Below are 26,144 nucleotides of genomic sequence, written 5' to 3'. Positions count from 1 at the left end.
ATGGCAGGCAGTAGCGGGAACCGCGGGGGCGCGCCGCGCAAGTCCCGGCGGGGGGCCGCTGCGACACCGCAACGCCGCCCCACGCCGAAGAAGGCGACGAAGCCCGCCCCGCGCGCCCGTGCCGAAGAGCCGCGCACGTTCACGCTCGGCGTGGTCCCCGGTGCGACACCGGGCAAATGGATCGGTGTGTGGCGCGAACGGATGCCGCACGTCGCACTGGAGTTGCAGGCGATCACCGTCGCCGGCCAGCGTGCGGCTCTCGATGACGTCCACGCCGGGCTCGTGCGTCTCCCCGTCGACGACGCCGAAGATCTGCACGTCATCCCCCTCTACGACGAGCTCCCCGTCGTCGTGATGTCGACGGAGTCCGCCCTGACCGCCGCCGACGACGAGATCTCGGCCGCGGACCTCGCGGGCGAGGTCGTCATCGTCCCCGCCGACGACGTGCTGGCGGCGCAGATCCCGGATGCCGTCTCCCCGACGTTCGCGCCGCCCGTCGACACCGCCGAGGCGATCGCGACGGTCGCCGCCGGGGTCGGTGTGGTGATCGTCCCGATGTCGCTCGCCCGGGCGAATCAGCGCCGCGACGTGGAGTACCGGGTGCTCGCCGACGGCCCCGTCTCCACCGTTGCGCTCGCCTGGCGACGGGAGGCGACGACGGAGGACGTCGAAACCTTCATCGGTATCGTGCGCGGTCGCACGGCACGTTCTTCCCGCTGACGCCGGACCGGACGACCCCGCGGCACCTCGCTCAGCGCCCGCTCGTGCGCCGCACCTCGTCGACCGTCGCGCCACGGACGAGACCGCGAGCCCGTGCGCCGCGCAGCACCGCCTCGGCGTCGACCGCGGCACCCTCGGTCGTCGCGTGCAGGTCGACGCGCACCGGCGTGGGGAGACGCTTGCGCTCCCGGTCGCGCCGAGCCGCGGCGGCCGTCTCGGCCTCGTCGACCTCGTCACCGGCGAGCGTGCGGACACTCAGCCCGCAGTCGAGGTCGGCGGCGGCGGCACGGAGGAGGGCGACGACGTCGGCGAGATTCTCGACGTCGGTGACGAGCAGTGTCGAGGTGGTCATGCCCCATTGTCTCGAAAGGTCACACGGGGAGGGGCCGCCGGGGCGACCCGCATAGAATCCCTGGGTGACCGGTCGCCTCCTCTACGTCTGCGCGCGCCCGCAGCGCGAAGCGGCGACCGCGGAGTGGGCGTCGTTCCGCGACGGACTCGGGGTCGACGACGCCGACTTGGTCCATCACGACCTCGTGCGCCATCCGCTGCCGGCCGATCTCGATCGCTACGCCGGTGTCGTGGTGGGCGGAAGCCCGTTCAACGTCACCGATTCGGACAAGACGGACGCGCAGCTCCGCCTCGAGCACGACCTCGAGGTCCTGGCATCCACCGCGCTCGAGGGCCGGACGCGCGCGATGTTCACGTGCTTCGGCATCGGTGTCGTCACGCGTCTGCTCGGCGGCGTCGTGACCCTGGAGCACCCCGAGGGCACGGGCCCCGCCGAGATCGCGCTCACCGATGAGGGCTCCCGCGACGAGCTCTTCGGCATCCTGGAGCCGACGTTCGAAGCCCTTACCGCCCACAAAGAGGGGACGGCCCAGGTTCCGCCGGGGGCGACCCTGCTGGCGCGCAACGCGGCGTGCCCGGTGCAGGCCTACCGCGCGGGGACCGCGCTGTGGGCGACGCAGTTCCACCCCGAGCCCACCGCCGACGCGTTCGTGGCCCGCATGGCCGTCTACCGCGCGGCGGGGTACTTCGACGCCGACGCCTTCGACGAGGTCGCCGCCCACGTGCGCACGGTGTCGGTGGAGCAGCCCACGCTGCTGTTGCGCACGTTCGCCGCCCACGCCCTGGCCGCCTGAGAGCCCCGCTTTCGCCGCACGTCACGCCGACCCGGGATGCCACCGGCGAGGCTCCCCGACATGTCGGGCCGTGTCAAGCCTGCCGAGGTGAATTGGCTAGCTTATCTAGTGTTCTTCTCATGCACGCACGAGACCACGCAACCACGGCAGCGCGGGGGTCGGACCTCGCCCGGCAGATCGTCCTCTTGTCGGCGGTGTCCTTCATGCTCATCGCCGCCGTCATCGGCGCGGGCGCCTTCGGCAACACCGCCGTCGAGGACCAGCAGGGCGGAGCGCTCGACACGGACGGGTCGTACCTCGCGCCGGCGGGGCCCGCGTTCTCGATCTGGTCGGTCATCTACCTCGGCCTCATCGCCTACGCCGTCTGGCAGGCCCTCCCCCGCCAGCGCGCCTCCGAACGTCAGCGCCGGATGGGGTGGCCCATCGCCGTGACGATGATCCTCAACGGGCTGTGGCTCGTCGCCGCGCGCTTCGGCACCCTGTTCCTCACGGTCGTCGTGATCGTGCTCCTGCTCATTGCGCTCGGCTGGGCGTTCCGCACGGCGGTGCTCACCCGCGATCCGCGGGGCGGCGCGGTGGACTCGGTGCTCATCGACGGCGTCACCGGCCTCCACCTCGGCTGGGTGACGCTGGCGACCGTGGCCAACACGGCGGCGTGGCTGACGACCATCGTCCCGCCGGCGTGGGAGAACGCGGCGAGCGCGATCGGCGTGGCCGTCCTCGTCGTGGTCGCCCTGATCGGCCTCGCGATCGCCTGGCGCAGCGACTGGCGCGTCGCTCCAGCCCTCGCCCTGGCCTGGGGGCTCTCGTGGCTCGCGGTGGAGCGACTGACAGGCTCGCCCACCAGCACGCCCATCGCGATCGTGGCGATCGTCGTCGCTCTTCTCGTTCTGCTGCCGCCCGCGGCCATCTCGGGACTGCGTCTCATCCGCCCCAGCGTCGACTGAACGGGCGGCGGAATACCGCCGCGAGCACCGCACCGGAACGCACGAACGCCCCGCCGACGACCCGAGGTCGCGACGGGGCGTTCGTGCATCGGTCAGAGCGGAGGTGCCGCGATCACGCTGCCGCCGGCGGGAACGCGCAGCCGATCGCCGTCGAGCACCGCGCCCTCGACAGTGGCCAGCAGGATCCCCCCACCGGATGCCACGGGCACCGCGGCCTCGGCATCCGACAGGTTGACGATCACGACGAGCGCACCGCGACGGAGCTCGTACACGCGGCCACCCTCGGCCTCGACAGCCCGCGCCGACAGACCGTGACGTGACGGGTCGGTGAACTCGGGGCGCGCGCGCCGGAGCTTCGCGAGCTCCCGGTACAGCGCCAGCAGTTCGGCGTGACCCTCACGGCCCGGCTCGGCCCAGTCGAGCTTCGACCGCCGGAAGGTCTCGGGATCCTGCGGGTCGGGGACGACCGACTCGTCCCAGCCCATCTTCTCGAACTCGGCCACACGGCCCTTCGCCGTCGCTTCGCCGAGCTCGGGCTCGGGGTGCGAGGTGAAGAACTGCCACGGGGTCGTGGCGCCCCACTCCTCGCCCATGAACAGCATCGGAGTCCCCGGTGCCGTGAGCGTGAGCACGGCGGCCGCGGCGAGCCGGTCGAACGACAGCGTCTGCGAGAGCCGGTCGCCCGCGGCACGGTTGCCGATCTGGTCGTGGTCCTGCGCAAAGGTCACCAGGCGCCAGTTCGGCACGGCGTCGGGAATCGGATGCCCGTGCTTCTCGCCGCGGAACGACGAGTAGGTGCCGTCGTGGAAGAACCCGCTCTCCGACACCTTGCGGAACGCGTCGAGGTCGGCGAAGTCCTCGTAGTAGCCGATCGTCTCGCCGCTCAGCGCCACGTGCGCCGTGTGGTGCCAATCGTCCGACCACTGCGCCGTGAGCCCATACCCGCCCGCCTCGCGCGGCAGGATCAGCTTCGGATCGTTCATGTCGGACTCGGCGATCGTGGTGAGCGGGATGCCGCGGTGCGCCGACAGCGAGTCTGCACCCTCGGCGATCTCTTGCAGCACGTGCACCGGGCGATGGTCGAGCAGGGCGTGCACGGCATCCAATCGGAGTCCGTCGACGCGGTAGTCGCGCATCCACATCAGCGCGTTCTCGACGATGTAGGAGCGCACGGCATCCTCGTCGAGGTTGACCGAGTCGCCCCACGTGTTGCGGCTGCCCTCGCGCAGGTACGGACCGAACTCGGGCAGGTAGTTGCCCGACGGCCCGAGGTGGTTGTAGACCACGTCCTGGATGACGGCGAGACCGGCCGCGTGGGCGGCGTCGACGAACCGCTGGTACGCGGCGGGCCCACCGTAGGCCTCGTGCACGGTGTACCAGAGCACCCCGTCGTACCCCCAGTTCCACGTGCCGTTGAAGCCGTTGACCGGCAGCAGTTCGACGTGGGTGACCCCGAGGTCGACGAGATGGTCGAGGCGTCCGATCGCGGCATCCAGAGTGCCTTCCGGCGTGAAGGTGCCGAGGTGCAGTTCGTAGATGAGGCCGCCGGCGAGCTGTCGTCCGGTCCAGGCGGCATCCGTCCAGGAGAAGGTCGACGGGTCGAACCACGCGGATGCCTCGTGCACACCGGCGGGCTGCCGGCGCGAGCGCGGGTCGGGGCGCACGTCGTCGCCGTCGCCGAGCACGAAGCCGTAGCGCTCCCCATCGGCGAGGCGCACGTCGGCGCCCCACCAGCCGCCCGCTCCTGCGGCGAGTTCGACGTCCTCGACGACGTTCGAGCCGCTCTCGTCCAACCGCCGCAGCCGCACGCGGCCCGCCTTGGGTGCCCACACCTCGATGCTCATGGCATCCTCCTCCTCTGCCTCACGCGTGAGGGGTCAATTTCTGTCGCTTACGGGGCTGCGAGGCGACAGAAAATGACCCCTCGCGCGCCCGGGAATCAGGAGCAGGCCGGTTCGTCGACCAGCAGCGCCACGGGCAGATCCTGCAGCAGCTCCGACAGCAGCACCGGTCCGCCGGGGTGCCGACGACCGGTCAGTACGTCGACGGCGGGCACGTCGGGGCGCAGCAGCACCGTGTCGCGCCAGCCGCCCGCGGCGCGCAGTCCGTGCGGCAGCCGCGTCGCCACCGCCGAGACACCGCCGCGGTCGAAGGCGACGACATGACCGGATGCCGCGCCCGCGGCCTCGAGCGGACGGTACAGCGAGAAGTGCTCGGGGCAGTCGCGGCGCACGCGCAGCGCGCGGGAGGTGACGAGCAGCTTCGCCGCGCCCGTGGCATCCACCGCCGGCACCGACGCCCCCTCGGCGTCGATCTCGGCGAGCAGACGGGCCCGCTCGGCGAAGTCGACGGGGCGACGGTTGTCGGGGTCGACGAGCGACTGCTCCCACAGCTCCGAGCCCTGGTAGACGTCGGGAACGCCGGGTCCGGCGATCTGCAGCAGCTTCGCCGCGAGGCCGTTCGACCACCCGTCGGCCGCGATCTCGTCGACGAAGGCGCGCACGCGCTCCGCGGCGGGACCGGTCGCGGCATCCACGAGGGCGTGCATGCGCTGCTCGAATGCCTCGTCCTGCTCCCACCAGCCGGTGACCTCGGACGCCTCGCGCGCGGCCTTCTCGGCGTAGGCGTGCAGACGCTCGCGGTAGTCCGCGAGGCCCGCGGGAGTGGAGGCCGACGCCGGCCACGCGCCCACGATCGCCTGCCACAGCAGCGCGTCGAAGGGGCCGTGTCCGGTGGAGGCGATGCCGCGGAACTCTGTCAGCACCTCGTCCCAGCGCTCGGGGATCTCGGCCAGCACGGCGATTCGGGCGCGGGTGTCTTCGCCGCGCTTGGTGTCGTGGGTCGACAGCGTCGTCATGGCCGTGGGCCACGAGGCCTGACGGCCCGCCTGCGCGGAGTGGAAACCGGCGACGTCGAGCGCGAACTGCGCCGGGTCCCCGCCCACCTCGGTGAGCGAGCCCAGGCGTGTGAAGCGGTAGAACGCGGTGTCTTCGACGCCCTTGGCCATGACCGGGCCCGTGGTCTGCTGGAAGCGCCACGCGATCTCGAGCGAGGTGTCGGTGAGCGCCGGAACGAGCGCCTCGATCACGTCACCGAGCTCGGGGCGAAGGATCTCGGCCTCGCCGACCGCGGCGTCGAACCGGTCACGTCCGGCGGGGAGGTAGGAGCGGTACACCGGGAAGCACGCGAGGATCTCGGCGAGCGCGTCCTGCAGCACGGCCGGTTCGAATTCGCTCCTGATGCCCTCCGGGAGCCCGCGGACGATCCGGCGGATCTCCGACACCTGGATCGTGTCGGCGATGCGGCGCTTGGTGTCGTGGATGAGGTCGTGCCAGCCGGTCAGCGGCTCGAGCCCGGTGTCGGCCCGCAGCCGCGCGTCGAGCGCGTCGAGCGCCGCCTCGCCGGCCGCGTCGGTGAGCACGCGGTCGACCTCGGCGAGAGCGTCGTACCCCGTGGTCCCGGCGGTCTTCCACCACGATGGCAGAGCCTCACCGTGCTCGAGGATCTTCTCCACGAGCACGTACCCGGCCTCGGGGCCGCCGGCCTCGGCGAGCGCCGCGCCGAGGCGGTCGAGGTAGCCACCGGGGTCGACGAGACCGTCCGGGTGGTCCACACGGAGCCCGTCGGCGAGCCCCTCGCGCACCCAGCGCAGGATCTCGGCGTGCGTGGCCGCGAAGACCTCGGGACGCTCGACCCGCACGCCCGCGAGGGTCGTGACGGCGAAGAAGCGGCGGTAGTTCAGGTCGGCGGCTTCGTCCTGCCAGAAACGCAGTTCGAAGTTCTGCGCCGCCAGCAGAGCGGTGATCGCATCGCGCGAACCCGCGACCGCGGCATCCGTGCCCGTTCCCGGAGCCGCGGGGAACGCGTGGTCGTAGTACCGGATCAGCCCGTCGGGGGCGTCGGCGGCGGGCGTCGGGTCGTACGAGATCTCGTCGATCACTTCGGCGATGTCGGCGCCGAGCACCGGCACGCGCACTCGACCGTTTCCGAACTCCCAGTCGATGTCGAACGCGGTAGCGTGCGCGGACGCACGCCCCTGACGCAGCACGTCCCACCACCACGCGTTGGCGCGCGGGTCCGAGACGCCCATGTGGTTGGGCACGATGTCGATCAGGATGCCGAGACCCTCGGCGCGGGCCTTCGCCGCGAAGCGCTCGAGGCCCTCGGCGCCGCCGCGCGCGGGATCCACGCGCGTGACGTCGACCACGTCGTACCCGTGGTCGGAGCCCGGCGTCGCCTCGAGCAGCGGGGAGAGATAGGCCCAGGACACCCCGAGATCACGGAGGTAGCCCGTGATCTCGGCGGCGTCATCGAGGGGGAAGGATTCGCGGATCTGCAGGCGGTAGGTCGAAAGCGGATGCCGCATTCTGAATCAGAGCTCCGTTTTGGGGGCCTGCCCCGGCAGGTCGTCGGTGGCGGTGATGGCGATCTGCGCGGTGAGCGAGGCGGCCACGGAGTGGTCCACCTCCGGCTCGGGGACGTGGTGTTCACGCAGCACCATGAGCGACTTCGGCTCCAGCGTGAGGGCTTCACCGGGCGCGATGGGCTCGGTGTTCGCACGCTCCCCCGCGGTGTCGACGTACGCGTCCCACTTCGGGGCGTAGGCGATGTCGGGCATGCGGAAGTCGACCGTCTCGTCGCCGGCGTTGAACAGCACGAGGAAGTGGTCGTCACTGATCGACTCGCCGCGACGGTCGCGCTCGCGGATGCCCTGACCGTTGAGGAACACACCCACGGCGCGGCCGAAGCCGGAGTCCCAGTCCTCGGGGTGCATGAGCGTGCCGTCCGGGCGCAACCACACCACGTCGGGCAGCGGAGCGCCCTCCTCCATCTTCACGGGCCGGCCGTCGAAGAAGCGGCTGCGACGGAAGGTCGGGTGCTCCTTCCGCAGCCGCGCGAGGGCGGCGGTGAACTCCACGAGAGGGTGGTCGATGTTCGACCAGTCCACCCACGTGATCTCGTTGTCCTGGGCGTAACCGTTGTTGTTGCCGCCCTGCGTGCGCCCGAGCTCGTCGCCGTGCAGCAGCATGGGGACACCCTGGCTCAACAGGAGCGTCGCGATGAAGTTGCGCTGCTGCTGGGCGCGGAGCGTGCGGATCTCGGGGTCGTCCGTCGGCCCCTCCACACCCAGGTTGTTCGAGCGGTTGTGGGATTCGCCGTCGTTGTTGTCTTCGCCGTTGGCGTCGTTGTGCTTCTCGTTGTACGACACGAGGTCGCGCAGCGTGAAGCCGTCGTGGGCGGTGACGAAGTTGATGGATGCCACGGGCCGGCGCCCCGAGTGCTCGTAGAGGTCGGCCGAGCCGGTGAGCCGCGAGGCGAACTCGCCCAGGGCCTGCGGCTCGCCGCGCCAGAAGTCGCGCACGGTGTCGCGGTACTTGCCGTTCCACTCCGTCCACTGCGGCGGGAAGTTGCCCACCTGATAGCCCCCGGGACCGACGTCCCACGGCTCGGCGATGAGCTTGACCTGCGAGACTACCGGGTCCTGCTGGACGAGCTCGAAGAAGGCGGCGAGGCGATCGACCTCGTAGAACTCGCGCGCGAGGGTCGAGGCGAGGTCGAACCGGAATCCGTCGACGTGCATCTCGAGCACCCAGTAGCGCAGCGAGTCCATGATCAGCTGCAGCGTGTGGGGGTTGCCGACGTTGAGGCTGTTTCCGGTGCCCGTGTAGTCGGTGTAGTACCGCTTGTCGTCGTCTTCGAGGCGGTAGTACGCCTCGTTGTCGATGCCGCGCATGGACAGCGTCGGGCCCATGTGGTTGCCCTCGGCGGTGTGGTTGTAGACCACGTCGAGGATGACCTCGATGCCCGCGGCGTGGAGGGCCTTGACCATGGCCTTGAACTCCTGCACCTGCTGACCGTGGTCACCGGTCGAGGAGTAGGTGTTCTGCGGGGCCAGGAACGCGATGGTGTTGTATCCCCAGTAGTTCGACAGCCCCTTCTCTTCGAGGGTGGAGTCGTTGACGAACTGGTGCACCGGCATGAGCTCGATCGCGGTGACGCCGAGCTTGCGCAGGTGATCGATGACCGCCGGGTGGGCGATACCCGCGTAGGTGCCGCGCAGCTCTTCGGGAACGTCGGGGTGCAGCTGGGTGAGGCCCTTGACGTGCGCTTCGTAGATGAAGCTCTCGGCGTACGGCGTCTTGGGGTGGCGGTCGCCGGTCCAGTCGAAGAACGGGTTGATGACCACGCCCTTCATCATGTGCGCGGCGGAATCCTCGTCGTTGAACGAGTCGGGGTCGCCGAACTCGTAGCTGAAGACCGGCTGACCCCACTCGATCTGCCCCTCGACCGCTTTGGCGTAGGGATCGAGCAGCAACTTGCTCGGATTGAAGCGCTGCCCGCTCGCGGGGTCGTACGGACCGTGCACCCGGTAGCCGTACCTCTGCCCGGGTTGGATGTTCGGAAGATAGGCGTGCCACACGAACGCATCGACGTCCACGAGCTCGAAGCACGTCTCCGTTCCGTCTTCTTCGAAGAGGCAGAGCTCGACGCGCTCGGCTCCCTCGCTGAACAGGGCGAAGTTCGTCCCGTTGCCGTCGTAGGTCGCCCCGAGGGGATAACTGGATCCTGGCCATACCTGCTGCACGTCGCTCACGATAGACCAGCCCTGTGACACGCGACTGCCGGGGCCGCATCCGTTGACACCCCCACCCCCGCGGACTATGCGAATTCGCTCAGGCTCGTTCGGGCGGATGCTGCAGCAGATCGATGCGCTCGTCGAGATAGCCGGCCAGCGGCACGTACCCTCCCCGCGCGCTCCACCGCACCGCCGGTTCCCCGTCGCGGAGGGCGAGCGGCGCGCTCCTGTCGTCGAGCGCACCGAGATCCACGGGCTGCCAACCGATGTGGACCGTCTCGCCCTCCGGGACGCCGCCCCGCTCGGCCGCGGCCGCCAGTTCGGCACGGCGCCGCTGCGATTCCGCGGGGAAGCCGCGCCGCACCTCGGCCCGCGAACGGACGATGTCGCCGGTGGACAGCACCGCCTCGTCAGTGAGCAGCAGCACGCCCAGGTGCCAGGCCCGCCCGCGATCGACGATGCGGGGGGCGCGCGGGATGCCGAGGAAACGGCGCCCCTCCTGCAGGTCGCCCAACCGCTCGCGCGGCGCGTCGACGAGCCGGCTCCGTGCCGCGGCGAGCAGTTCCTCCACGCGGGCGATGGCGTCGGGGCCGGTCATGCGGTCGTCTCCTCGGCGGCCGCGGAGCGGGCGCGATCGAGGGAGCGTTCCGCCGCATCAGCGGTCTCACGCGCCGTCGACGTCTCGCGCTCGGCCTCCCGCAGCGCCGCCTCGGCGGCGGTGGCATCCTGCTCCACGCGCGCGATCTCGGCGCGCAGGCCCGCCACCCGCTCCCGGACCCGGTCCGCGTGCTCGCGCGCGGTCGCCTCCCGCGCCCGCGCCCCCGTGAGCGTGCGGTCGGCGTCGGCGCGAGCGCGCTCCGCGTCGCGCACGGCGCGTTCCGCGGCTTTCCGGGCCCGCCGCTGAGCGAGATCGTCCGGGGCGGGGCCCTCCATCGCGGATGCCGAGGCGTCGGGCACCGACCCGGCCACCGCGCGGGCCGGGTCGGTGTCGTCCGCGAGGTCGAGGGAGGCCACCAATCGGCCGGTGAGCACGAGAGCGGCGGCGTGCGGGTCGATGACGGCGGCGTTGACGGTCTTCTCCACGGCGTCGCGCATCGCCGAGCTGAGGGTGACCCCCGCGTCCGCGGCGAGGTCGACCGCCCGTCGGGCGAGGGCAGCGACCAGCTGCCGCCGTTGACGTCCGAGACGAGCGAGCTCGGCGGCATCCGCGTCGTCCTGCGCCTCGCGCAGCGCCCGCGAGAGCTCGACGGCCTCGGCGAGCTGTCCGTCGCGCGCGAGCAGGTTGACCGCCCACGCCGCGAGGGTCGGCTTGCGCAGGCGCGCGATGCGCGTCCCCACGGCTCCTCCCACCTCGGCGGCACGCGCGTCGCGCGCCGCGGTGAAACCCGCGGGAGGAAGGGCGAGCAGGTCGGCCGCGACCTCGTCGAGGAGGGTGGCCGCGTCGCTCATCCCTCCATTGTGACGCGTGCGGTCAGAGCGGGACCACCCCGGGGCGTGGACCCCGGATCTGCCGATGCAGGCGCTCCATGCGCGCGTCGAGCTCCGCCGCGGTCTCTGCGGCATCCTTCAACTCGGCAAGGAGGTCGTCCGGGACGAGCCGGTCGTACTTGTAGTAGATCTTGTGCTCGAGACTCGCCCAGAAGTCCATCGCGATCGTTCGGAACTGCACCTCGACCGGGACGTCGACCCGTCCGGTCGACAGGAACACCGGCACGTCGACGATCACGTGCAGACTCTTGTAGCCGTTCGCCTTCGGCCGGGCGATGTAGTCCTTGACGTCGCGCACGGTGATGTCGTCCTGCTGCGTCAACAGGTTCGAAAGACGGTAGGCGTCGTCGATGAAACTGCAGGTGATCCGGATGCCGGCGATGTCGGTGATGGCGCTCCGGATGGAGTCGAAGTCGGGCTCGATGCCCTTGCGCCGCACCTTGTCGACGAGGCTGTCGGGGGACTTCACGCGACTGGAGACGTGCTCGATCGGGTTGTAATCGTGCATCTCCTGGAACTCCTCGCGAAGGATCGAGATCTTCGTCTCGACTTCGGCGAGACCGAAGCGGTACTCCATGAGGAAGCGTTGGAACTCGTCGCGCAAGGCACGCAGAGACGCTCCGGACACCGTGATCTGCTGATCGTCCAGCGGGTCGGACATGATCCAGACGCTAGCGGCGCCGGCTACGAGGGTGCTGGGAGTCACTCCCCCGGGTGCTCGGAGCTGCGTGGCATCAGCTCGCCGTCGATGACGTCGATCCCCGTCAGCTGATCGAAGACTCCGGGGAGGTCTGCGGGCTCTTCGGACTCCGGGACCGAGGGGAAACGGGGGGCGCTCACGCGGCATCCTTCCGTGGACTACTCCCCACCGTTGCAGAACCCCCGGGCGAGAGGGGGTGGCCTTGACACCCCATGAGTGGGCGTTTAGAGCCTGACGCGACCGCCGCTATCGTGGAGGGCATGGGCACGATCTTCTACGGCGGAGGCGGAACGGCCGTCCACATCGAGGACCGCGCGCTGGCGCACCTCAAGGTCGTCATCTCCACGAAGCTGCGCCGCGGCGAGAGCTTCACCCTGTCGTGGCAGCACCCCGAGGATCAGCCGCGGGGCCGCAGCACCCTGTGGCTGCACCCTGCCATCCCGCTCCGCTTCGTCTTCGATGACGCCGAGCCCACCACGCTCAGTCGCGAGTGGGTCGAGCGTTTGGTCGAATCCGCGAACTCGTCCGGAGGCATCATGCTGGTCTCCGAAGACATCGCTCCTGCCGACGACGCGCACAAGCGCTGAGGTCACGCCTCTTCGACGAGGGTGTCCTCCGACGGCTCCGGCGTGATCGAGAGCCCGTTGGGCCCGGATGCCGCGAGCATGAGGTCTTCGACCCACACCCGGTTGATCCGCGGCTGACGGCTACCGTAGAAGTGGAACTGGATCGGCACCGAGGGGTGCATCCAGAAGCTCCGTCGGCCACTGCCGTCACCGACTTCGACGTCGAACATGAACGACTCGGAGCGACGCAGCTTGTTCATCACGACGATGCGCAAGTGCGCCAACGTGCGGTCATCGATGTCGACGGCGTTGGCCACGGTGTCGTAGATGAATCGGCCCATGACGACGAGCCTATCCGAGACGAACCGCCGGACGCCGCGCGGATGCCACGGCAGAGCCCGCGGAATCAACCCCCGGTTCCGGCGGGTGGGGCACGGATACCGTGAAGGGGTGGGAACCCTTTACTACGGCGACGTCGCGACTCCGATCGACATCGAGGATCGCGCTCTCGCTCACGTCAAGGTCGTCATTGCGACCAAGCTCCGCCGCGGCGAGAGCTTCACGCTCTCCTGGACGCACGGACCCGGGCAGGAGGTGGGACGCAGCACCGTCTGGCTGCACCCCTCGATTCCGCTGCGATTCGTCTTCGACGATCCCGAACCCGCCCTGCTCAGCCGGGCATGGGTGGAGGCCCTGGCGAACTCGGCGAACTCCTCGGGCGGGCTGCTGCTCGTTCCCGACCCGGCCGACGACGCCTCGGACGACTGACTCAGGGGAACCGCAGGTCGAGGACCTCTCGAGCGCCCTCTTCGACCGCGGTCGGGATCACCAGCGGGCGCCCGGCCGAGAACGCCTCCCACTCGCGCAGGACCACCGTCTCGATGCGTACGGGGTCCTCACCCGGGTAGTCCAGGCACAGTCGCGAGACGACCGACCGCAGGGATGCCACAGGGATTCCGTCCACGGCTTGGACGGCGTCCACGGCGGTGGCGCGGGGGCGCGCCTCGATCGTGTTCTCGTCCATGTCTTCATGGTTTCACGGAGCTCGAACGATGCCTAATACTCCGAACTCGACTAGTCTTCCTAGCTTCTTACGTGCCGTGAGGATCGAGGATCAGAGCGTCACGTCGGCGTCGACGGGGACCTCGGAATGCGGGTCGACCTGGTCGACGGCATCCTGCAATCTGCTCAAGCAAGCGATCACGGTGACGCATTCCTCGGGCGTCATGTCGACGACGGCGGACATCATCCGTGAGTGCATGGAACCGAGGGTCGCGCGCACCTCGGCGTCGCTCGCGGCGGTCGCCACGACGTGGATGCTGCGGCGGTCGGTGGGGTGCGGCACGCGCGTGACGTGACCCGATTTCTCGAGCCGGTCGATGATCGCGGTCGTCGAGGCGGTGGAAACTCCCAGGTAGCGCGTCAATTCGCTCGGCGAGACCTGACGGCCCTGACCCGAGGCCCGCAACAGGAAGCGCAACACCAAGAGGTCGTTCTCGCCCATCGACATGGACTCGCGCGTCCGTCGACGCATCGCGACCTCGGCCGCGCGATAGACCCGGAAGGCCTGCAGGACTTCGACGGCACGTCGGCGACGGTCCTCTTCGGTCGTGTCATACCAATAGCGCGACGATTGCGAGCCGTTCTCCACTTCGGCATCCTACGTCAGCCCGGCACGACGAGACCCTGCCTGCGAGCAGGGGCGGAAGATACGATGGTTGATCTATCGGTCGTCTAGTTGATGGCCTTCTGAGATACAAGTAACACGAACTATCCCGGCAGGGGGGTGACGAAGCGAATGGCCACCGAAGCGGACGTGGTGAAGGCCGTCGACGACCTGTCCGAGTCCGGCGCGGCATCCGAGCGCGTCGCCCTGCAGTCGCTGGGCATCGGCCCCAACGACGCCAAGGTTCTTCGGTTCCTCCTGGCCCGGGGAGACGCAGACGAGCCGGTCACGCCCCGACTCCTGTCAGAGATGCTCGGCATCTCCTCGGCGGCGACGACGGCGCTCATCGACCGCCTCGCCGACGCGGGATGGGTGGAGCGGGTTCCCTTCCCGGGCGACCGTCGCTCGATCGTCGTGCGAGCCACCGTCGACGAAGGATCCCCCGCGCGACACCTGCTCGCCGTGCGACGCTCGTCGGTCGCGGCCGCCGCGGCACGCCTCGGCGCCGCAGAGCGCCGCGTCGTCGCCGACTTCCTCGGCGAGGTCGCACGGGGCGAGCAGCACCAGATGGAGCGTCTGCGTTCGCGCGAAGAAGGAACCCGCCCCGCCTGAGCGGCGGGACGGGACACGGATCAGCCGTTCGAGCGGCCGGTCTCCTCCTGCAGGCGCTCGATCTGCTCCGACGCCTCCGCCTTCGTCAGTGCGGCGGTGATCTCCTCACCCGCTTCGCGGGCGAGGGTGTCGAGGTAGCTGCGCTGCGGCGCGGTCATCGGTTCGTCGCCGGTGACCCAGTCGGAGGGATCTTTCTCGGCGGAGTTCTCTCCCTCGCGCGCGGCGCCGAGGGTCTCTTCTTCATGGTCACGAGGGGCATCGGTCATGGTGTCACGGTAGGCGTCCCTCCTGACGGGGACGCCGGGATTGACAGGTGGCACCGGGGAGTGGGGCATCCTGGGACGATGCCCGAGGCCACCCGCTCCGCCGACCTGGACGTCGAGACCATCCGACGGGGGAATGCCCGGACACGAGTGACGATCGTGTCCTCCGGCGCCGTATCCGGCCGCGCTTTCGTGCTGATCGCCGGGATCGGGGTGGCCGCGAGCTACTTCGAGTTCCTCGCGCCTCTGTTGGCAGAGGACGGCGACGTATACGCCCTCGATCTCCCCGGGTTCGCCGGGATGCCGGCATCCGGGGAGGAGCCGACCGCCGCGTTCTTCGCCGACCAGGTCGAAGGGGTCATCGCGCACTACGGCCTGAAGGATCCGGTCCTCATCGGTCATTCGATGGGGACGCAAGTGGTCACCGAGGTGCTCGCCCGCCGCGACGACCTCTCGCACGCGGTCCTGGTGAGCCCCGTCGTCGATGAGACCGAGTCCTCGGTCCTCGCCCAGGCGATCCGGTTCGCGCAGTCCACGGCGCGCGAGTCCGTGCACGTCGCCGTGATGGCCGTCTCGGCCTACGTGTTGTGCGGGTTCCTCTACTTCCTCGAGGTCCTCCCCCACATGCTCCGGTACCGCATCTCGGACCGCATCGGCGCGGCCCACGCGCGGCTGCTGCTGATCCGCGGGGAGTTCGACCGCCCATCACCCCGGCGCCTGCACTCGCGACTGGTCGCTCGCGCGCGCACCGCGCGTCGGTGGGAGATCGAGGGCGCGGCACATTCGATCATCAACGGTCACGCCGTCGGCGTCGCCCGGCTCGTCCGGCGCCACCTCGACGACGATCTGGCTCCGCGCGGGAGGATGCCCGCCGCCGAGGCGAAGGTCCCGCCGGCGCGGCATGCCGACCTGCGGATGATCCTGGATGCCACCGCGACCCGCCTCGCGGAATGGTGGAGCGCGGTGCGCGGCGATCAGCGTGGAGTCGAACGGGCCAAGTCGCGGCACGCCCGTCTGCTGTGGCGCGCCTACGTGTCGCGGCGCTGAGGAGCCGCCTGCGTCACTCCGCTGCCGTCACCGCGTCCAGCGCACGGTTGAGCGCCGCCGCCGTCGTGAGCCGGGCCGCCGCCGGCACCGCCGCCAGGAACCCGCCCACGAACGTGTCGCCGAGCCCGATGGTCGTCGGGCGCGCGACGTCCACGACGTACGCGGGGACGCCGACGGCCGGCATCCGCTGCACGACGGCGGCGACGACCGCTGCACCCCCCGCGTGGCGGGGCAGCCGAGCGGTCTCGTCGAGGTCGTCGGCGCGGCAGTCGTCGCCGAGGCGGTAGCGCGTCGCGGCGGTCCGCGTCGCACTCTCCAGCGCCGCGCGGTGCCGGCCTGCCTCCGGGCCTACCGCGACGGCCCAGAACTTCGTGTGCACGACGAGCGCCGGGGCGGGGATGAGCGCGTGCACGTCGGCGAGCGCCGCGGCGACGTCGTCGGGCGAGAGCAGGTCGACGGGCCGCCCGAGGTACTCCTGGAGCTCGTCCTCGTTCATGCCGTAGACGTCGATGCGGTCCATCAGTCGCGTCCGCACGAGACCGGCGAACGACCGCTCGTAGAAGCCGGCGTCTTCGTAGTAGACCAACGCCGAATCCGGCAGACGTCGCATCGCCGCACGCACGTCGTGCAGCCGCCGGTCGAGCAGGGCGGCATCCTGCATCGTGTTGAACCCCGACACCAGGAACGCCGCCGCCTCGGCGAGGGCGTCACCGAGACCGGGGGCGATCGCCATCTCCCGGTTGGGTGCGTCGTTGGCGAAGATGAGGCGATTGGATGCCGGGGCGACGACCTCCCCGTCGACCAGGCGCACCGACGCGCCCTCGGGATACTGCACGATCAGGTGCGGATCGAGGGTGTCGCGCGTGGCCGAGGACAGCACCCGCATCGAGGAGGGAAGCAGCCGGCGCACGTTGTCGTCGATGCTCACCAGGTGCTGCACGGTGGGCACGCCGATCCGGTCCAGCGCGATGCCGGCACGCACGCCCGTGCCTCCGAGGGTGATCTCGACGTCGAAGTGCGCCGCGAAGCGCTCCACGATCTCGGACGAGAGGACGAAGCGCTCGCCTCCCCCGCCGGTGGCGAGGAAGGCGAGCACCGTCACGACGAGGGCGCGCTCGTCGATGATCGGCGTCGTGGTGACCAGGTCGTCCCGACGGATGCCGTAGTCCTCCGCGAGGGCGGAGAGCACGTCGGCATCCCACCGGATCTCGTAGTCGACGGTGCCGCCGAGCCCGAGGACGAGGTCGTGTGCCATGACGCCGATCATCTCCGTTCAGTACAGGTCGGCCTTGCCGGCGGCGCCGAAGAGGTCGATCTTCTCGGCCGCGGTGATCTTCATCGCGGCGATGGGCTCGGGCTGGATGGCGTTGGGCTCGCGCAGGCGACGGTCGGTGCCGAGCACCTCGCGCATGCGGTCGTGGTACGCCACCTTGATGTCGCTGGAGATGTTGATCTTGTTCACACCCAGCTCGACCGCCCGGCGCAGTTCGGCGTCGGGGTTGCTCGAGCCGCCGTGCAGGACGAGCGGGATGCCGACGGCGGCCTTGATCTGCTCGAGCAGATCGTGGCGCAGCTCGGGGTTCTTGTCGGACGGGTACAGGCCGTGCGAGGTGCCGATGGCGATCGCGAGGCTGTCCACTCCGGTCTGCTCGACGAAGCGCACGGCGTCGTCGACGTTCGTGTAGATGATCTCCGCGGCACCCGACTCGCCGTAGCTGTCGTTCGCGCCGATGGTGCCGAGCTCGCCCTCGACCTGGATGCCGGCCGCGTGCGCGGCTTCGACGACCTTGCGGGTGATCGCGACGTTCTGCTCGAACGGCTCGAGCGACGCGTCGATCATCACCGAGGTGAAGCCGGAGTGGATCGCCGTGATCATCTGCTCGTACGACCCGCCGTGATCCCAGTGGATCGCCACGGGGACGCTCGAGCGGTGCGCGCGGGCGTGCATCGCCGCGATGAGGTCGGTGGTGATGTGCGAGACCTCGTCGGGGTGGATGGCGATGATGACCGGAGCGGACTTCTCTTCGCTGATGTCCATGATCCCGGTGAACATCGCCCAGTCGCTGATGTTGAAGGCGGGGATGGCGAAGCTGTGGGTGTTGGCCACGTCGAGGATGGACTTGCCGGTGTAGAGCACGGATTTCTCCTTGTTGGGGTGGGTCGGCGGTGGTCAGCTCTTCACCGAACCGGCCGTGAGGCCGCTGATGAAGAAGCGCTGGAAGAACAGGAAGAGGATCAGCACGGGGATCGAGCCGAGGATGCTCATCGCCATGATCTGGTTCCACTCGTAGGAGTGCTGGCCCATCAGCAGCTGGATGCCGATCGGCACGGTGCGCATGTCGATGGTCCGGGTGAGGGTCAGCGCGAAGAGGAACTCGTTCCACGCGATCATGAACGTGTAGATGCCCACCGACACGATCCCGGGGATCGAGATCGGCACGAGGACGCGCCACAGGGCGGTGAAGGAGCCGGCCCCGTCGACGCGGACGGCCTCGTCGAGCTCCTTCGGGAGGGTGTTGAAGTACCCCGTCATCATGATGATCGCGTAGGGCAGCGTGAACACCATGTAGGTGAGGATCAGGCCCGGGTAGGTGTTGTAGAGCTTGAGCGCCACCATGAGCCCGAAGTACGGGATGAGCAGCGTGATGGGCGGCACGGCCTGGACGCTGACGATGATCACGTTCACGATCCGCTTGCCGCGGAACTCGAACCGGCTGAACGCGTAGGCGGCCTGGATCGCGACGAGGAGCGTCAGGATCGTCACGGCGCCGGCGACGACGTAGCTGTTGATGAAGAAGCGCACGGTCTCGGGCGTGGTGAAGATCTTCACGTAGGCGTCGAACGAGAAGGTGTCCGTGATCAGGCGCGGCGGCAGCTCGAAGATCTGCGTGTTCGACTTGAACGAGCTCGAGAGCATCCACAGCACGGGACCGGCGGCGAAGACGGCCCCCAGCAGGAGCCCGACGATCACCCCGGTACGGGCGACGCGGGTGCGGGTCGCGGAGGTCATGGCCATGTCAGTCCCTCGCCTTCTGGTGGCGGACGTAGAGCACCGCGATGATCATCGACATCGCCAGGACCAGCACCGCGGAGGTGGAGGCCATCGAGAAGTCGTAGGTCGCGAACGCGAGCTTGTAGGTGAACGTGCTGAGCATCTCGGTGACGTCGATGGGACCGCCGCCGGTGGTCAGCCAGATGAGGGCGAACTGCTGCGAGGTCCAGATGAGGTCGAGCAGCAGGAGGCTGACGATGATGGGCCGCAGCTGCGGGATGGTGACGTTCCAGAAGCGCTGGACGGGGCTCGCACCGTCGACGGTCGCGGCTTCGTAGAGGTCGCTCGGGATCCCCTGGAGGCCGGCGAGCAGACTCACCATGAAGAAGGGGTAGCCGGCCCAGATGTTGATGAAGGTGACCGTGCCCAGCGCGAGCTGCGGCGAAGCGAGCCACTCGATGTTCGTGTTGAGCAGGAAGTTCACGATGCCGTTAGGGGCCAGGAGCATGCGCCACAGCACCGCGATGACGGCGACGGTGAACAGCCACGGCAGCACGTACAGGCCCCGGAAGATCGCACGGGGCACGGCGCCGATGAGGCGGCTGTTCAGCAGCATCGCGAAGGACAGTCCGAGCACGAGGTGCGCGGCGACGCTCGTGAGGGTGAAGAAGAGCGTGTTCCCGGTGGCCTTCCAGAACCCGGGATCGGTCAGCACGGAGATGTAGTTGTCGACACCGACGAGCTGGGGGTTCTTGTTCGTGATGACGTTGTCCTGGAACGAGTAGCCGACGACCATGACGATCGGGACGATCATCAGGACGAACAGCAGGATCAGCGTCGGGGCCAGGAAGGTGTACGCCTCCGAGGCGTTCCGCAGCTGGCGGGTGCGGCGGGACGCGGGGCGTCCGGTGACGATGAGTTCGGTGTCGGGGGGTGTGAGGGTGCGCATGGTCATGGTGTGCGGCTTTCGGTGAGCGGGATGCCGCATCGCGAACGGCGGCGATGCGGCATCCCGTGTCAGCGTCGGATCAGAACTCCGACGTCCATTCGTCCTGGGCCTTCTTCAGCGCGTCGCTCATCGACTGCTGACCGTCCAGCGCGGACTGGAACTGCTGGCCGAACTGGCGCATGAGTTCCTCGGCCACGGGCAGGCCCGTGAACTCGTTGGCCGGGTAGCCGGCCTTGTAGATCTCGAAGGCGGTCTTGAACAGGGCGTCGTCCTCGACGAAGGTCGGCACGGCCTCGGTGTTGCCCGGGAAAGCCTTCGCCATCGTGGACAGCTCGGCGTTGACGTCCTTGCCCATCAGGAACTGCACGAGCTTGAAGGCGGCATCCTTGTGCTCGGAGTTCTCGGCGACACCGATTCCCCACGAGGCGTAAGGGATGCCGCGTTCACCCGTGAAGCCGTCCTCGGCGGGGATCGCCGAGATCGAGAAGGTCAGGTCGGGGTTGGACTCGCGGATCAGGTTGATGTGCGCGAGCGAGTCGATCATCATGCCGACGCGGCCGTTGGTGAACTCCTCGACCTTGTCCTGCTCCTTCATCGTGAAGGACCCGGGTGCGATGACCCCGTCGTTCCACAGCTGCTGGATGTAGGCGGTCGCCGACGTGACGTCGGCGTTGGTCAGGTCGGGCTTGCCGTCCTTGAGCATCGACCCGCCGGAGGCCCACACCCAGGACATGACGTCGTTCTGCACGCCGTTGGGCGCTTCGAGGGACAACGGCAGCACCCAGCCGGACACATCGCCGCCGAGGGCCTTGATCTTCTTGGCGGCGTCGGCGAACTCCGTGCGCGTGGACGGGGGTGCACTGACGCCCGCCTGCGACAGCAGCGCGTCGTTGGTGAACATCGGGTACACGAAGTTGATGACAGGGATCATGTAGGTGCTGCCGTCGACCTGGATCTGGCTGGCGAGCTGACTGTCGTCGTAGCCCGCGTCGCTCATCAGCTTCGACATGTCGGCGATGACGCCCTGCTTGGCGAAGTCGCTGACCCAGGCACCGTCCAGGCCCACGACGTCGGGCATGGTGCCCGACGCGGCGCCGGCGAAGAGCTGCTCCTTGGTCGAGGCGTAGGGGCCGCTGACCAGGTCGACCTTGATGCCCGGGTTCTCCTGCTCGAACTGGTCCATGAGCGCACGGAACTGGCCGTCGGGCAGTTCCGGCTCCCACCACTGAGCGAACTCGAGAGTGACGTCTCCGCCGCCGGAGGGAGCGTCCGAGTTCGACGAGCACCCCGCCATCGCCAGGAGGGTCGTGGCCGCCGCGGCGGCACTGACGAGCTTGATGGCGTTCCGACGCCCGCGCCCGCTGTTGTCCATCGTTTCTCCTCATTGAGATCTGCTGTATTTCGCGCTGTTCTGCGCGTTCTTGCATCTTTCAGCATGAGTATGCGCGGGTCTGCGGCACGCGTCAAGACTCCGATGCACATTCGTGATGATTACGGCACGCAGTGGCATCTAAACCTGCATAAAGCGGCCTATCTGTGCCGTTTCGTGCCGAAATCGCCGAAAATACCTCGTGCCGCGTGCGGCTCTGTGCTAGAGATGACGGCATGGAGGGCACCACGAACAACACCAGGAGACGGCTTCCGGCGGGCAGGAAGGCCGAACTGGCCGCCTATGTCGCTCAATCCGGACAGGTGACCGTCGTCGACCTGGCCTCGCATTTCGGCGTCTCGATCGACACCGTACGCCGGGATCTGGATCAGCTCGATCGCGAGGGAATCGTCGTGCGCACCCACGGCGGCGCGGTCAGTGCGATGTCGGTCCCCGGCCGCGACCGCGGCCTGGACGTCCGTCTGCAGATGCAGATCGCCGAGAAGGAGAAGATCGCCACGATCGCCGCCGACCTCATCGAGGACGGCTCCGTAGTGGTGCTGAACGCCGGCACCACGACGCTGGCCGTCGCGCGAGCCCTCCGCAATCACCGGAACCTCACGATCGCGACCAACAACCTCCGCATACCGGCGGAGATCTCGCCGCAGGTCTTCCGCGACCTGTTCATCTTCGGCGGCGCCGTGCGCACGATCACTCAAGCCACGACCGGCCCGGTGACGTTGGCGACCAGCTCGCACAGCCCCGACGTCGAGATCCGGTGCGACTACGCCCTCATCGCCGTCGGAGCTGTGGATGCCTCGGGCTTCTCGACCAGCAACCTCGGCGACGCCACGATGATGAGCGAGATGATCCAGCGCGCCGATCGCACCGCGATCCTCGCGGACTCCACCAAACTCGACCGGCGCCTGTTCGCCCAGGTCGCAACGCTCGAGATGGCGGATTACCTCATCACCGACGCGCCGCCCTCCCCCGACCTCGCGGAGGCCTTGGCGGAGGCGGGCGTGACGGTGCTCACGCCCTGAGACCGCGGCCTGCGCGCGGGCGCAGACGGCCGCGGGGCCTCGCACGCCGCGGCATCCGGTCCCCGAAACAGGGCATGCGGTCAGACCGTCAGCAGGACCTTGGTGGCGCGGCGCTCGTCCATGGCACGGTAGCCCTCGGCGGCGTCCTCGAGCGGCAGCGTCAGGTCGAACACCGCGCCCGGGTCGATCTTCCGGTCCCAGATGAGCTGGATCAGCTCGGGGAGGAAACGCCGCACCGGCGCCGGACCGCCGTGGAGGTGCACGGCCGAACGGAACAGCTCCTGTCCCTCGAGCGTCACGTCGTGCGAGACGCCGACGAAGCCGATGTGCCCGCCGGCGCGAGTGGACCGGATCGCCTGCTCCATCGACTGCTGCGTCCCGACGGCTTCGATCACCGAGTGCGCGCCGAGCCCGTCGGTGAGCTCCTTGACCTTCGCGATACCCTCGTCGCCGCGCTCCTCGACGATGTCGGTCGCCCCGAAGCGGCGGGCCAGCTCCTGCCGGTCGGCGTGGCGCGACATCGCGATGATGCGCTCGGCGCCGAGCTGCTTCGCGGCCAGGATGCCGAGGAGCCCCACCGCACCGTCGCCGACCACCGCGACGGTCTTCCCGGGGCCGACCTCGGCCGCCACGGCGGCGAACCAGCCGGTGCCGAGCACATCGGAGGCGGCCAGCAGCGAAGGGATGAGGTCGGCGTCGGGCTGACCCGGAGTCGCGACGAGAGTGCCGTCGGCGAGCGGGATGCGGGCGAACTCGGCCTGCGTTCCCACGCTTCCCATGGGAACGACGTGCACGCACCGCGACTGGTAGCCGGCCCGACAGATCTCACACGTGTTGTCGGATGCCATGAACGAGCCGACGACGAAATCGCCCACCTTCACGTTCTTCACCGCGTCACCGATCTCGGTGACCACGCCGAGGTGCTCGTGGCCCATCGGGGTGGCATCCACCTCGTCCGACCCGCGGTACGGCCACAGGTCGGACCCGCAGATGCACGACGCGGCGAGACGGATGATGGCATCCGTCGGTTCCTGGATGGTCGGGTCGTCCCGGTCTTCGACGCGTACGTCTCCGGCGGCGTGCATGATGACTCCACGCATGGGGGCTCCTCTCGGGTGGGAAGTGGCTCCTCTCGGTGTACTCCCCCGAGCTTCGCGTCGTGCGGGGCTTGCGCGATCAGAACCCGGTCGACAGCACCCGGTCGAGCATGTCGGCGAAGTAGTCGACGGACTCGCGCGAGACGCACAGCGGCGGCTTGATCTTCAGCACGTTCTGGTGGTCGCCCGTCGGCTGCATGATGACGCCGAGCTCGAGCAGCCGGTCGCAGATCGCGGCGGTCTCCTCGGTCGCGGGTTCGAGGGTCTCCCGGTCGCGCACGAACTCGAGGCCGAGGTACAGCCCCGAGCCGTGCACGGTGCCGACGAGCGGATGCCGCTCCCCCAGCGCCTCAAGACGGGCCTTGAGGTGTCCGCCGACGACACGGGCGTTCTCCTGGAGCCCCTCGTCCTCAATGATGTCGAGCACCGTCATGCCGACGACGGACGACAGCGGGGAGCCTCCCGTCGAGGAGAAGAAGTAGCCCTGCGTGCGGTAGCGGTCCGCGATCTCGCGGCGGGTGACGACGGCCCCGAGCGGGAAGCCGGCACCGATCGACTTGGCGACCGCGACGATGTCGGGCACGACGCCCTGCTGCCGGAAGCCCCAGAACCACGACCCGAGGCGACCGAAGCCGACCTGCACCTCGTCGGCGATCGCGAGTCCGCCGAGCTCGCGGACGGCGGCGTAGACCTCGCGCAGGTAGCCGTCGGGCAGGGCGACGCCGCCGGCGTTGCCGTAGAAGGTCTCGCTGAGGAAGGCCGCGGGCGCCTGCCCCGCGGCGGCGAGCGTGCGGAGCCGCGCGACGGCTTCGGGGGCGTAGCGAGCGGCATCCGCTCCGCGGTGGCGACCGCGGTACGAATTCGCGGCGTCGACCGTGTGGACCCAGTCGGGGCGGGTCTCGAGGGCGTGCGGATTGTCGGCGATCGAGGTCGAGACCGCATCGCTGGCGTAGGTCCAGCCGTGGTACGCCTCGGCCATGGCGACGACGTCCTGGCGGGAGGTCGCGGCCATCGCGAGGCGGATCGCGAGGTCGACGGCCTCGGAGCCGGAGTTGACGAAGAACACCGTGTCGAGCTCGTCGGGGAGGGTCGCCGCGAGCCGCTCGCCGTACTCGGTGATCGCGGCGTAGTGGAATCGCGAGTTGGTGTTCAGCAACCGTGTCTGCCGCGACACCGCGGCGGCGATCCGGGGGTGCGCGTGCCCGACCGAGGCGACGTTGTTGACCATGTCGAGGTAGACGCGACCGTCCACGCCGATGAGGTACTCGCGCCAGCCCCGCTCGATGCGCGGCGGCCGCGAGTAGTAGTGCTCCTGCACCTCGGCGACGACCGCCTCGCGGCGCTCGAGGAGGTCGTCCGGGGCGGCCTCCGGCGCGGCGACGCCGAGCGCGGGGGTCGCGTCGCCGATCACGGCGCGCCAGCCAGGGAGGTCGCTCGGGCGCACGGCGTCCGGGACGTCGGCGGGATCGAGGGACGTGAGGAGAACGCGCACGCGCGTCCGGGCGGCGACCTCGAGCGTTCGCGCGGAGGGGTTCGGGATGCCATCGTCTCCCCACACCGCGAGGGCGCCGCCGGGGAGGTCGAGGCGCGTCGGTTCGGCGAACCACACCGACGCGGCCGTGGGGACGGTTGCGGGCTCCTCCGGCGTGCGGGAGGGGGCCCCGAGCAGCGTCGGGACGAGCGCGGGGAGGACCACCGCATCGGCACCGCCGTCGATCAGGCGCTGCGCTGCGACTTCGAGCGCGTCGGCGGCGAGCCACGCGCCCTCGTCGGCGAGCGGGGACAGGGTCGTGGCATCCAGGACGACCGGCCGCACCCCGGCGGGCAGGAGCGATGCGCCTCCCCACGCCGGCGCGTCGGACACGTCGCGTCCGAGAGCGTGACGGATCCGCGCCGTCGCGACCTCGATGGGCACGGCGATGGACCGACGCAGGATCTCGAACTCGCGATCGAGGGCGCCGCTGGCGTAGTCGTTCGCGTCGTCGAGCCGCACCTGCTGGCGACCGCTCAGGACCAGGACGACCCCGCGGAGCACGACCAGCGGCCAGAGCGCCGTGATCTCGTCGTCGGAGAGCGGACGGCGGCGGTCGAACGCCGCGATCGCGGGCAGAGTCGAGGCGGACGTCGCGCCGTCGTGATGGAGCACCGACGACACCGTCACCGCGATCTCGCCCACGGCCCACGATTCGATGACGTCGCCGAAGTCGATCACGGCGTCCGGAAGCGTGTCGACACCGTGCGGGCGCAGGACGTTGTCGTCGGTGACGTCGAAATGGCCGAGCTGCCGCGGGAGGGCGTCGGCGACCGGGTGGAGCGCGGCGAGCGCAGCGGCGGTGGCGGCGGCGCAGTACTCGCGCACCTCGGCATCCGGCTCCGAGGCCGCGATGTCGGCGATCACGCGCTCGGCATGGCGCAGATCCCACTGCAGCACGCGCCCCGAGGCGGGATGCGTCTCGCCCGCCAGCGCGACGCTGACGGCGGCCGCCAGCTCACCCAGACGCGCGACCGTGCGCGGCGCGAGGTAGCCCGAGCCGGTGAGGGTCGAGCCCGGGACGAACGAGATCACCCGGGCGTGGAGCCGGCCCTGGCTGGTCTCCCACCAGCCGGCGAGGGGTCCGCGGGGCCCTGCGACGATCTCGGGGATGCGCAGTCCGGGTTCGGCCCGCGCGACCGCGGCGGCCGCGGCATCCTGCATCTCGATCTCCGACTCGCTGAAGACCGGGTTGCTGATCTTCAGGACACCGATCGGGTCGCCGCCGTCGGCGGGGCGCACGAGGAAGTTCTGGTCCTGCTGACTCCCGAGGCTCTGCACCTGGATGTCGAAGCCGTGGGCGTGACGGAACAGAGCGACGGCCTCGCCGGCGGGGAGGGTCGGCGTCGGCAATTCGCCGGCCGTGAAGTAGTCGAACAGGGCGTCGGTCATGACGGGCTCCATGGGGCGCGGAACGGGTGGGGGCAACGGT

Annotated in this window: 27 protein-coding genes; 8 read left to right on the top strand and 19 right to left on the bottom strand. The window is 69.7% G+C overall.

All coding sequences use genetic code 11. From position 1 onward, the window contains the following. Positions 1 to 720, top strand: a complete 720-nt coding sequence (locus tag AC3E6M_RS14675) for a LysR substrate-binding domain-containing protein (RefSeq protein ID WP_490530362.1) — start codon at positions 1 to 3, stop codon at positions 718 to 720. Between the two features lie 31 nt (positions 721 to 751). On the opposite strand, the gene AC3E6M_RS14670 is transcribed toward AC3E6M_RS14675, so the two are convergent. Further along, a complete protein-coding gene (locus AC3E6M_RS14670) occupies positions 752 to 1,072 on the bottom strand; it encodes a hypothetical protein (RefSeq protein ID WP_490530361.1) in 321 nt (106 codons plus the stop codon). 64 nt (positions 1,073 to 1,136) lie between these two features. Here AC3E6M_RS14670 and AC3E6M_RS14665 point away from each other — a divergent pair, with 64 nt between their 5' ends. Both AC3E6M_RS14665 and AC3E6M_RS14660 read left to right on the top strand, forming a co-directional pair. After that, positions 1,137 to 1,865, top strand: coding sequence for a glutamine amidotransferase-related protein (locus tag AC3E6M_RS14665; protein WP_490530360.1), 729 nt, complete (start codon positions 1,137 to 1,139; stop codon positions 1,863 to 1,865). 119 nt (positions 1,866 to 1,984) lie between these two features. Continuing rightward, positions 1,985 to 2,812 (top strand): TspO-related membrane protein, encoded by an 828-nt coding sequence (locus AC3E6M_RS14660; protein ID WP_490530359.1) that lies wholly within the window; start codon positions 1,985 to 1,987, stop codon positions 2,810 to 2,812. A 92-nt stretch (positions 2,813 to 2,904) separates the two neighbouring features. Here the strand turns inward: AC3E6M_RS14660 and treZ are convergent, their stop codons facing one another. The 7 genes from treZ to AC3E6M_RS14625 form a co-directional block, all read right to left on the bottom strand. Continuing rightward, positions 2,905 to 4,656 carry a malto-oligosyltrehalose trehalohydrolase gene (gene treZ, locus AC3E6M_RS14655; RefSeq protein WP_490530358.1) on the bottom strand — a complete coding sequence of 584 codons (1,752 nt, stop codon included), beginning with the start codon at positions 4,654 to 4,656 and terminating at the stop codon, positions 2,905 to 2,907. 95 nt (positions 4,657 to 4,751) lie between these two features. After that, positions 4,752 to 7,178: a malto-oligosyltrehalose synthase gene (treY, locus tag AC3E6M_RS14650; RefSeq protein WP_490530357.1), complete on the bottom strand. Its 2,427-nt coding sequence runs from the start codon at positions 7,176 to 7,178 to the stop codon at positions 4,752 to 4,754. 6 nt (positions 7,179 to 7,184) lie between these two features. After that, positions 7,185 to 9,407 carry a glycogen debranching protein GlgX gene (glgX, locus tag AC3E6M_RS14645; protein ID WP_252370897.1) on the bottom strand — a complete coding sequence of 741 codons (2,223 nt, stop codon included), beginning with the start codon at positions 9,405 to 9,407 and terminating at the stop codon, positions 7,185 to 7,187. A 79-nt stretch (positions 9,408 to 9,486) separates the two neighbouring features. Beyond that, positions 9,487 to 9,987 carry a glutaminase gene (locus AC3E6M_RS14640; RefSeq protein WP_138173063.1) on the bottom strand — a complete coding sequence of 167 codons (501 nt, stop codon included), beginning with the start codon at positions 9,985 to 9,987 and terminating at the stop codon, positions 9,487 to 9,489. Next, a complete protein-coding gene (locus tag AC3E6M_RS14635; protein WP_490530355.1) occupies positions 9,984 to 10,838 on the bottom strand; it encodes a transposase in 855 nt (284 codons plus the stop codon). Before AC3E6M_RS14635 ends, AC3E6M_RS14640 begins: the two co-directional genes overlap by 4 nt. A gap of 22 nt (positions 10,839 to 10,860) precedes the next feature. Then, on the bottom strand, positions 10,861 to 11,538 hold the full coding sequence (locus tag AC3E6M_RS14630; RefSeq protein WP_138173067.1) for a GTP pyrophosphokinase: 678 nt from the start codon (positions 11,536 to 11,538) through the stop codon (positions 10,861 to 10,863). A 41-nt stretch (positions 11,539 to 11,579) separates the two neighbouring features. Next, positions 11,580 to 11,717, bottom strand: a complete 138-nt coding sequence (locus tag AC3E6M_RS14625; RefSeq protein ID WP_490530354.1) for a hypothetical protein — start codon at positions 11,715 to 11,717, stop codon at positions 11,580 to 11,582. 120 nt (positions 11,718 to 11,837) lie between these two features. On the opposite strand from AC3E6M_RS14625, the gene AC3E6M_RS14620 reads away from it, so the two are divergent. After that, complete coding sequence (locus AC3E6M_RS14620; RefSeq protein WP_138173069.1) at positions 11,838 to 12,164, top strand: DUF7882 family protein; 327 nt, start codon at positions 11,838 to 11,840, stop codon at positions 12,162 to 12,164. Positions 12,165 to 12,166: 2 nt separating this feature from the next. On the opposite strand, the gene AC3E6M_RS14615 is transcribed toward AC3E6M_RS14620, so the two are convergent. Then, the gene (locus AC3E6M_RS14615; RefSeq protein WP_138173071.1) at positions 12,167 to 12,484 is read right to left on the bottom strand and encodes a DUF7882 family protein; all 318 of its coding nucleotides are present in this window, start codon (positions 12,482 to 12,484) and stop codon (positions 12,167 to 12,169) included. A 109-nt stretch (positions 12,485 to 12,593) separates the two neighbouring features. On the opposite strand from AC3E6M_RS14615, the gene AC3E6M_RS14610 reads away from it, so the two are divergent. Continuing rightward, positions 12,594 to 12,911, top strand: a complete 318-nt coding sequence (locus tag AC3E6M_RS14610; protein WP_138173073.1) for a DUF7882 family protein — start codon at positions 12,594 to 12,596, stop codon at positions 12,909 to 12,911. Position 12,912: 1 nt separating this feature from the next. On the opposite strand, the gene AC3E6M_RS14605 is transcribed toward AC3E6M_RS14610, so the two are convergent. After that, positions 12,913 to 13,167, bottom strand: coding sequence for a hypothetical protein (locus AC3E6M_RS14605; protein ID WP_138173075.1), 255 nt, complete (start codon positions 13,165 to 13,167; stop codon positions 12,913 to 12,915). Positions 13,168 to 13,257: 90 nt separating this feature from the next. Continuing rightward, complete coding sequence (locus AC3E6M_RS14600) at positions 13,258 to 13,794, bottom strand: MarR family winged helix-turn-helix transcriptional regulator (RefSeq protein WP_138173077.1); 537 nt, start codon at positions 13,792 to 13,794, stop codon at positions 13,258 to 13,260. 147 nt (positions 13,795 to 13,941) lie between these two features. On the opposite strand from AC3E6M_RS14600, the gene AC3E6M_RS14595 reads away from it, so the two are divergent. Next, on the top strand, positions 13,942 to 14,421 hold the full coding sequence (locus tag AC3E6M_RS14595; protein WP_171024193.1) for a MarR family transcriptional regulator: 480 nt from the start codon (positions 13,942 to 13,944) through the stop codon (positions 14,419 to 14,421). A 20-nt stretch (positions 14,422 to 14,441) separates the two neighbouring features. Here the strand turns inward: AC3E6M_RS14595 and AC3E6M_RS14590 are convergent, their stop codons facing one another. After that, the gene (locus tag AC3E6M_RS14590; RefSeq protein ID WP_490530353.1) at positions 14,442 to 14,687 is read right to left on the bottom strand and encodes a DUF3072 domain-containing protein; all 246 of its coding nucleotides are present in this window, start codon (positions 14,685 to 14,687) and stop codon (positions 14,442 to 14,444) included. 78 nt (positions 14,688 to 14,765) lie between these two features. Here AC3E6M_RS14590 and AC3E6M_RS14585 point away from each other — a divergent pair, with 78 nt between their 5' ends. Continuing rightward, positions 14,766 to 15,731: an alpha/beta fold hydrolase gene (locus AC3E6M_RS14585; RefSeq protein ID WP_138173083.1), complete on the top strand. Its 966-nt coding sequence runs from the start codon at positions 14,766 to 14,768 to the stop codon at positions 15,729 to 15,731. 13 nt (positions 15,732 to 15,744) lie between these two features. Here the strand turns inward: AC3E6M_RS14585 and AC3E6M_RS14580 are convergent, their stop codons facing one another. The 5 genes from AC3E6M_RS14580 to AC3E6M_RS14560 form a co-directional block, all read right to left on the bottom strand. Continuing rightward, positions 15,745 to 16,986 (bottom strand): ADP-dependent glucokinase/phosphofructokinase, encoded by a 1,242-nt coding sequence (locus AC3E6M_RS14580; protein ID WP_138173085.1) that lies wholly within the window; start codon positions 16,984 to 16,986, stop codon positions 15,745 to 15,747. An 18-nt stretch (positions 16,987 to 17,004) separates the two neighbouring features. Then, a complete protein-coding gene (locus AC3E6M_RS14575; RefSeq protein WP_138173087.1) occupies positions 17,005 to 17,868 on the bottom strand; it encodes a ketose-bisphosphate aldolase in 864 nt (287 codons plus the stop codon). 33 nt (positions 17,869 to 17,901) lie between these two features. Beyond that, positions 17,902 to 18,747 (bottom strand): carbohydrate ABC transporter permease, encoded by an 846-nt coding sequence (locus AC3E6M_RS14570; RefSeq protein ID WP_138173089.1) that lies wholly within the window; start codon positions 18,745 to 18,747, stop codon positions 17,902 to 17,904. A 1-nt stretch (position 18,748) separates the two neighbouring features. Further along, complete coding sequence (locus AC3E6M_RS14565) at positions 18,749 to 19,678, bottom strand: carbohydrate ABC transporter permease (RefSeq protein WP_230006008.1); 930 nt, start codon at positions 19,676 to 19,678, stop codon at positions 18,749 to 18,751. A gap of 73 nt (positions 19,679 to 19,751) precedes the next feature. Beyond that, entirely contained in the window at positions 19,752 to 21,044 is a 1,293-nt protein-coding gene (locus AC3E6M_RS14560; protein ID WP_138173092.1) for an ABC transporter substrate-binding protein, read from the bottom strand. Between the two features lie 233 nt (positions 21,045 to 21,277). On the opposite strand from AC3E6M_RS14560, the gene AC3E6M_RS14555 reads away from it, so the two are divergent. Next, positions 21,278 to 22,084 carry a DeoR/GlpR family DNA-binding transcription regulator gene (locus AC3E6M_RS14555; RefSeq protein WP_490530351.1) on the top strand — a complete coding sequence of 269 codons (807 nt, stop codon included), beginning with the start codon at positions 21,278 to 21,280 and terminating at the stop codon, positions 22,082 to 22,084. A gap of 80 nt (positions 22,085 to 22,164) precedes the next feature. Here the strand turns inward: AC3E6M_RS14555 and AC3E6M_RS14550 are convergent, their stop codons facing one another. Further along, complete coding sequence (locus AC3E6M_RS14550) at positions 22,165 to 23,184, bottom strand: zinc-dependent alcohol dehydrogenase family protein (RefSeq protein WP_490530350.1); 1,020 nt, start codon at positions 23,182 to 23,184, stop codon at positions 22,165 to 22,167. A gap of 76 nt (positions 23,185 to 23,260) precedes the next feature. After that, positions 23,261 to 26,104, bottom strand: coding sequence for an aminotransferase class III-fold pyridoxal phosphate-dependent enzyme (locus AC3E6M_RS14545; protein WP_490530349.1), 2,844 nt, complete (start codon positions 26,102 to 26,104; stop codon positions 23,261 to 23,263). Positions 26,105 to 26,144: the final 40 nt, after the last annotated feature.

The sequence above is a fragment of the Microbacterium sp. SCPM-O-B-15248 (M128) genome, assembly GCF_058214835.1.
Note: the sequence above shows the minus strand (reverse complement) of the source record. Positions and strands in the feature narration are given on the sequence as shown.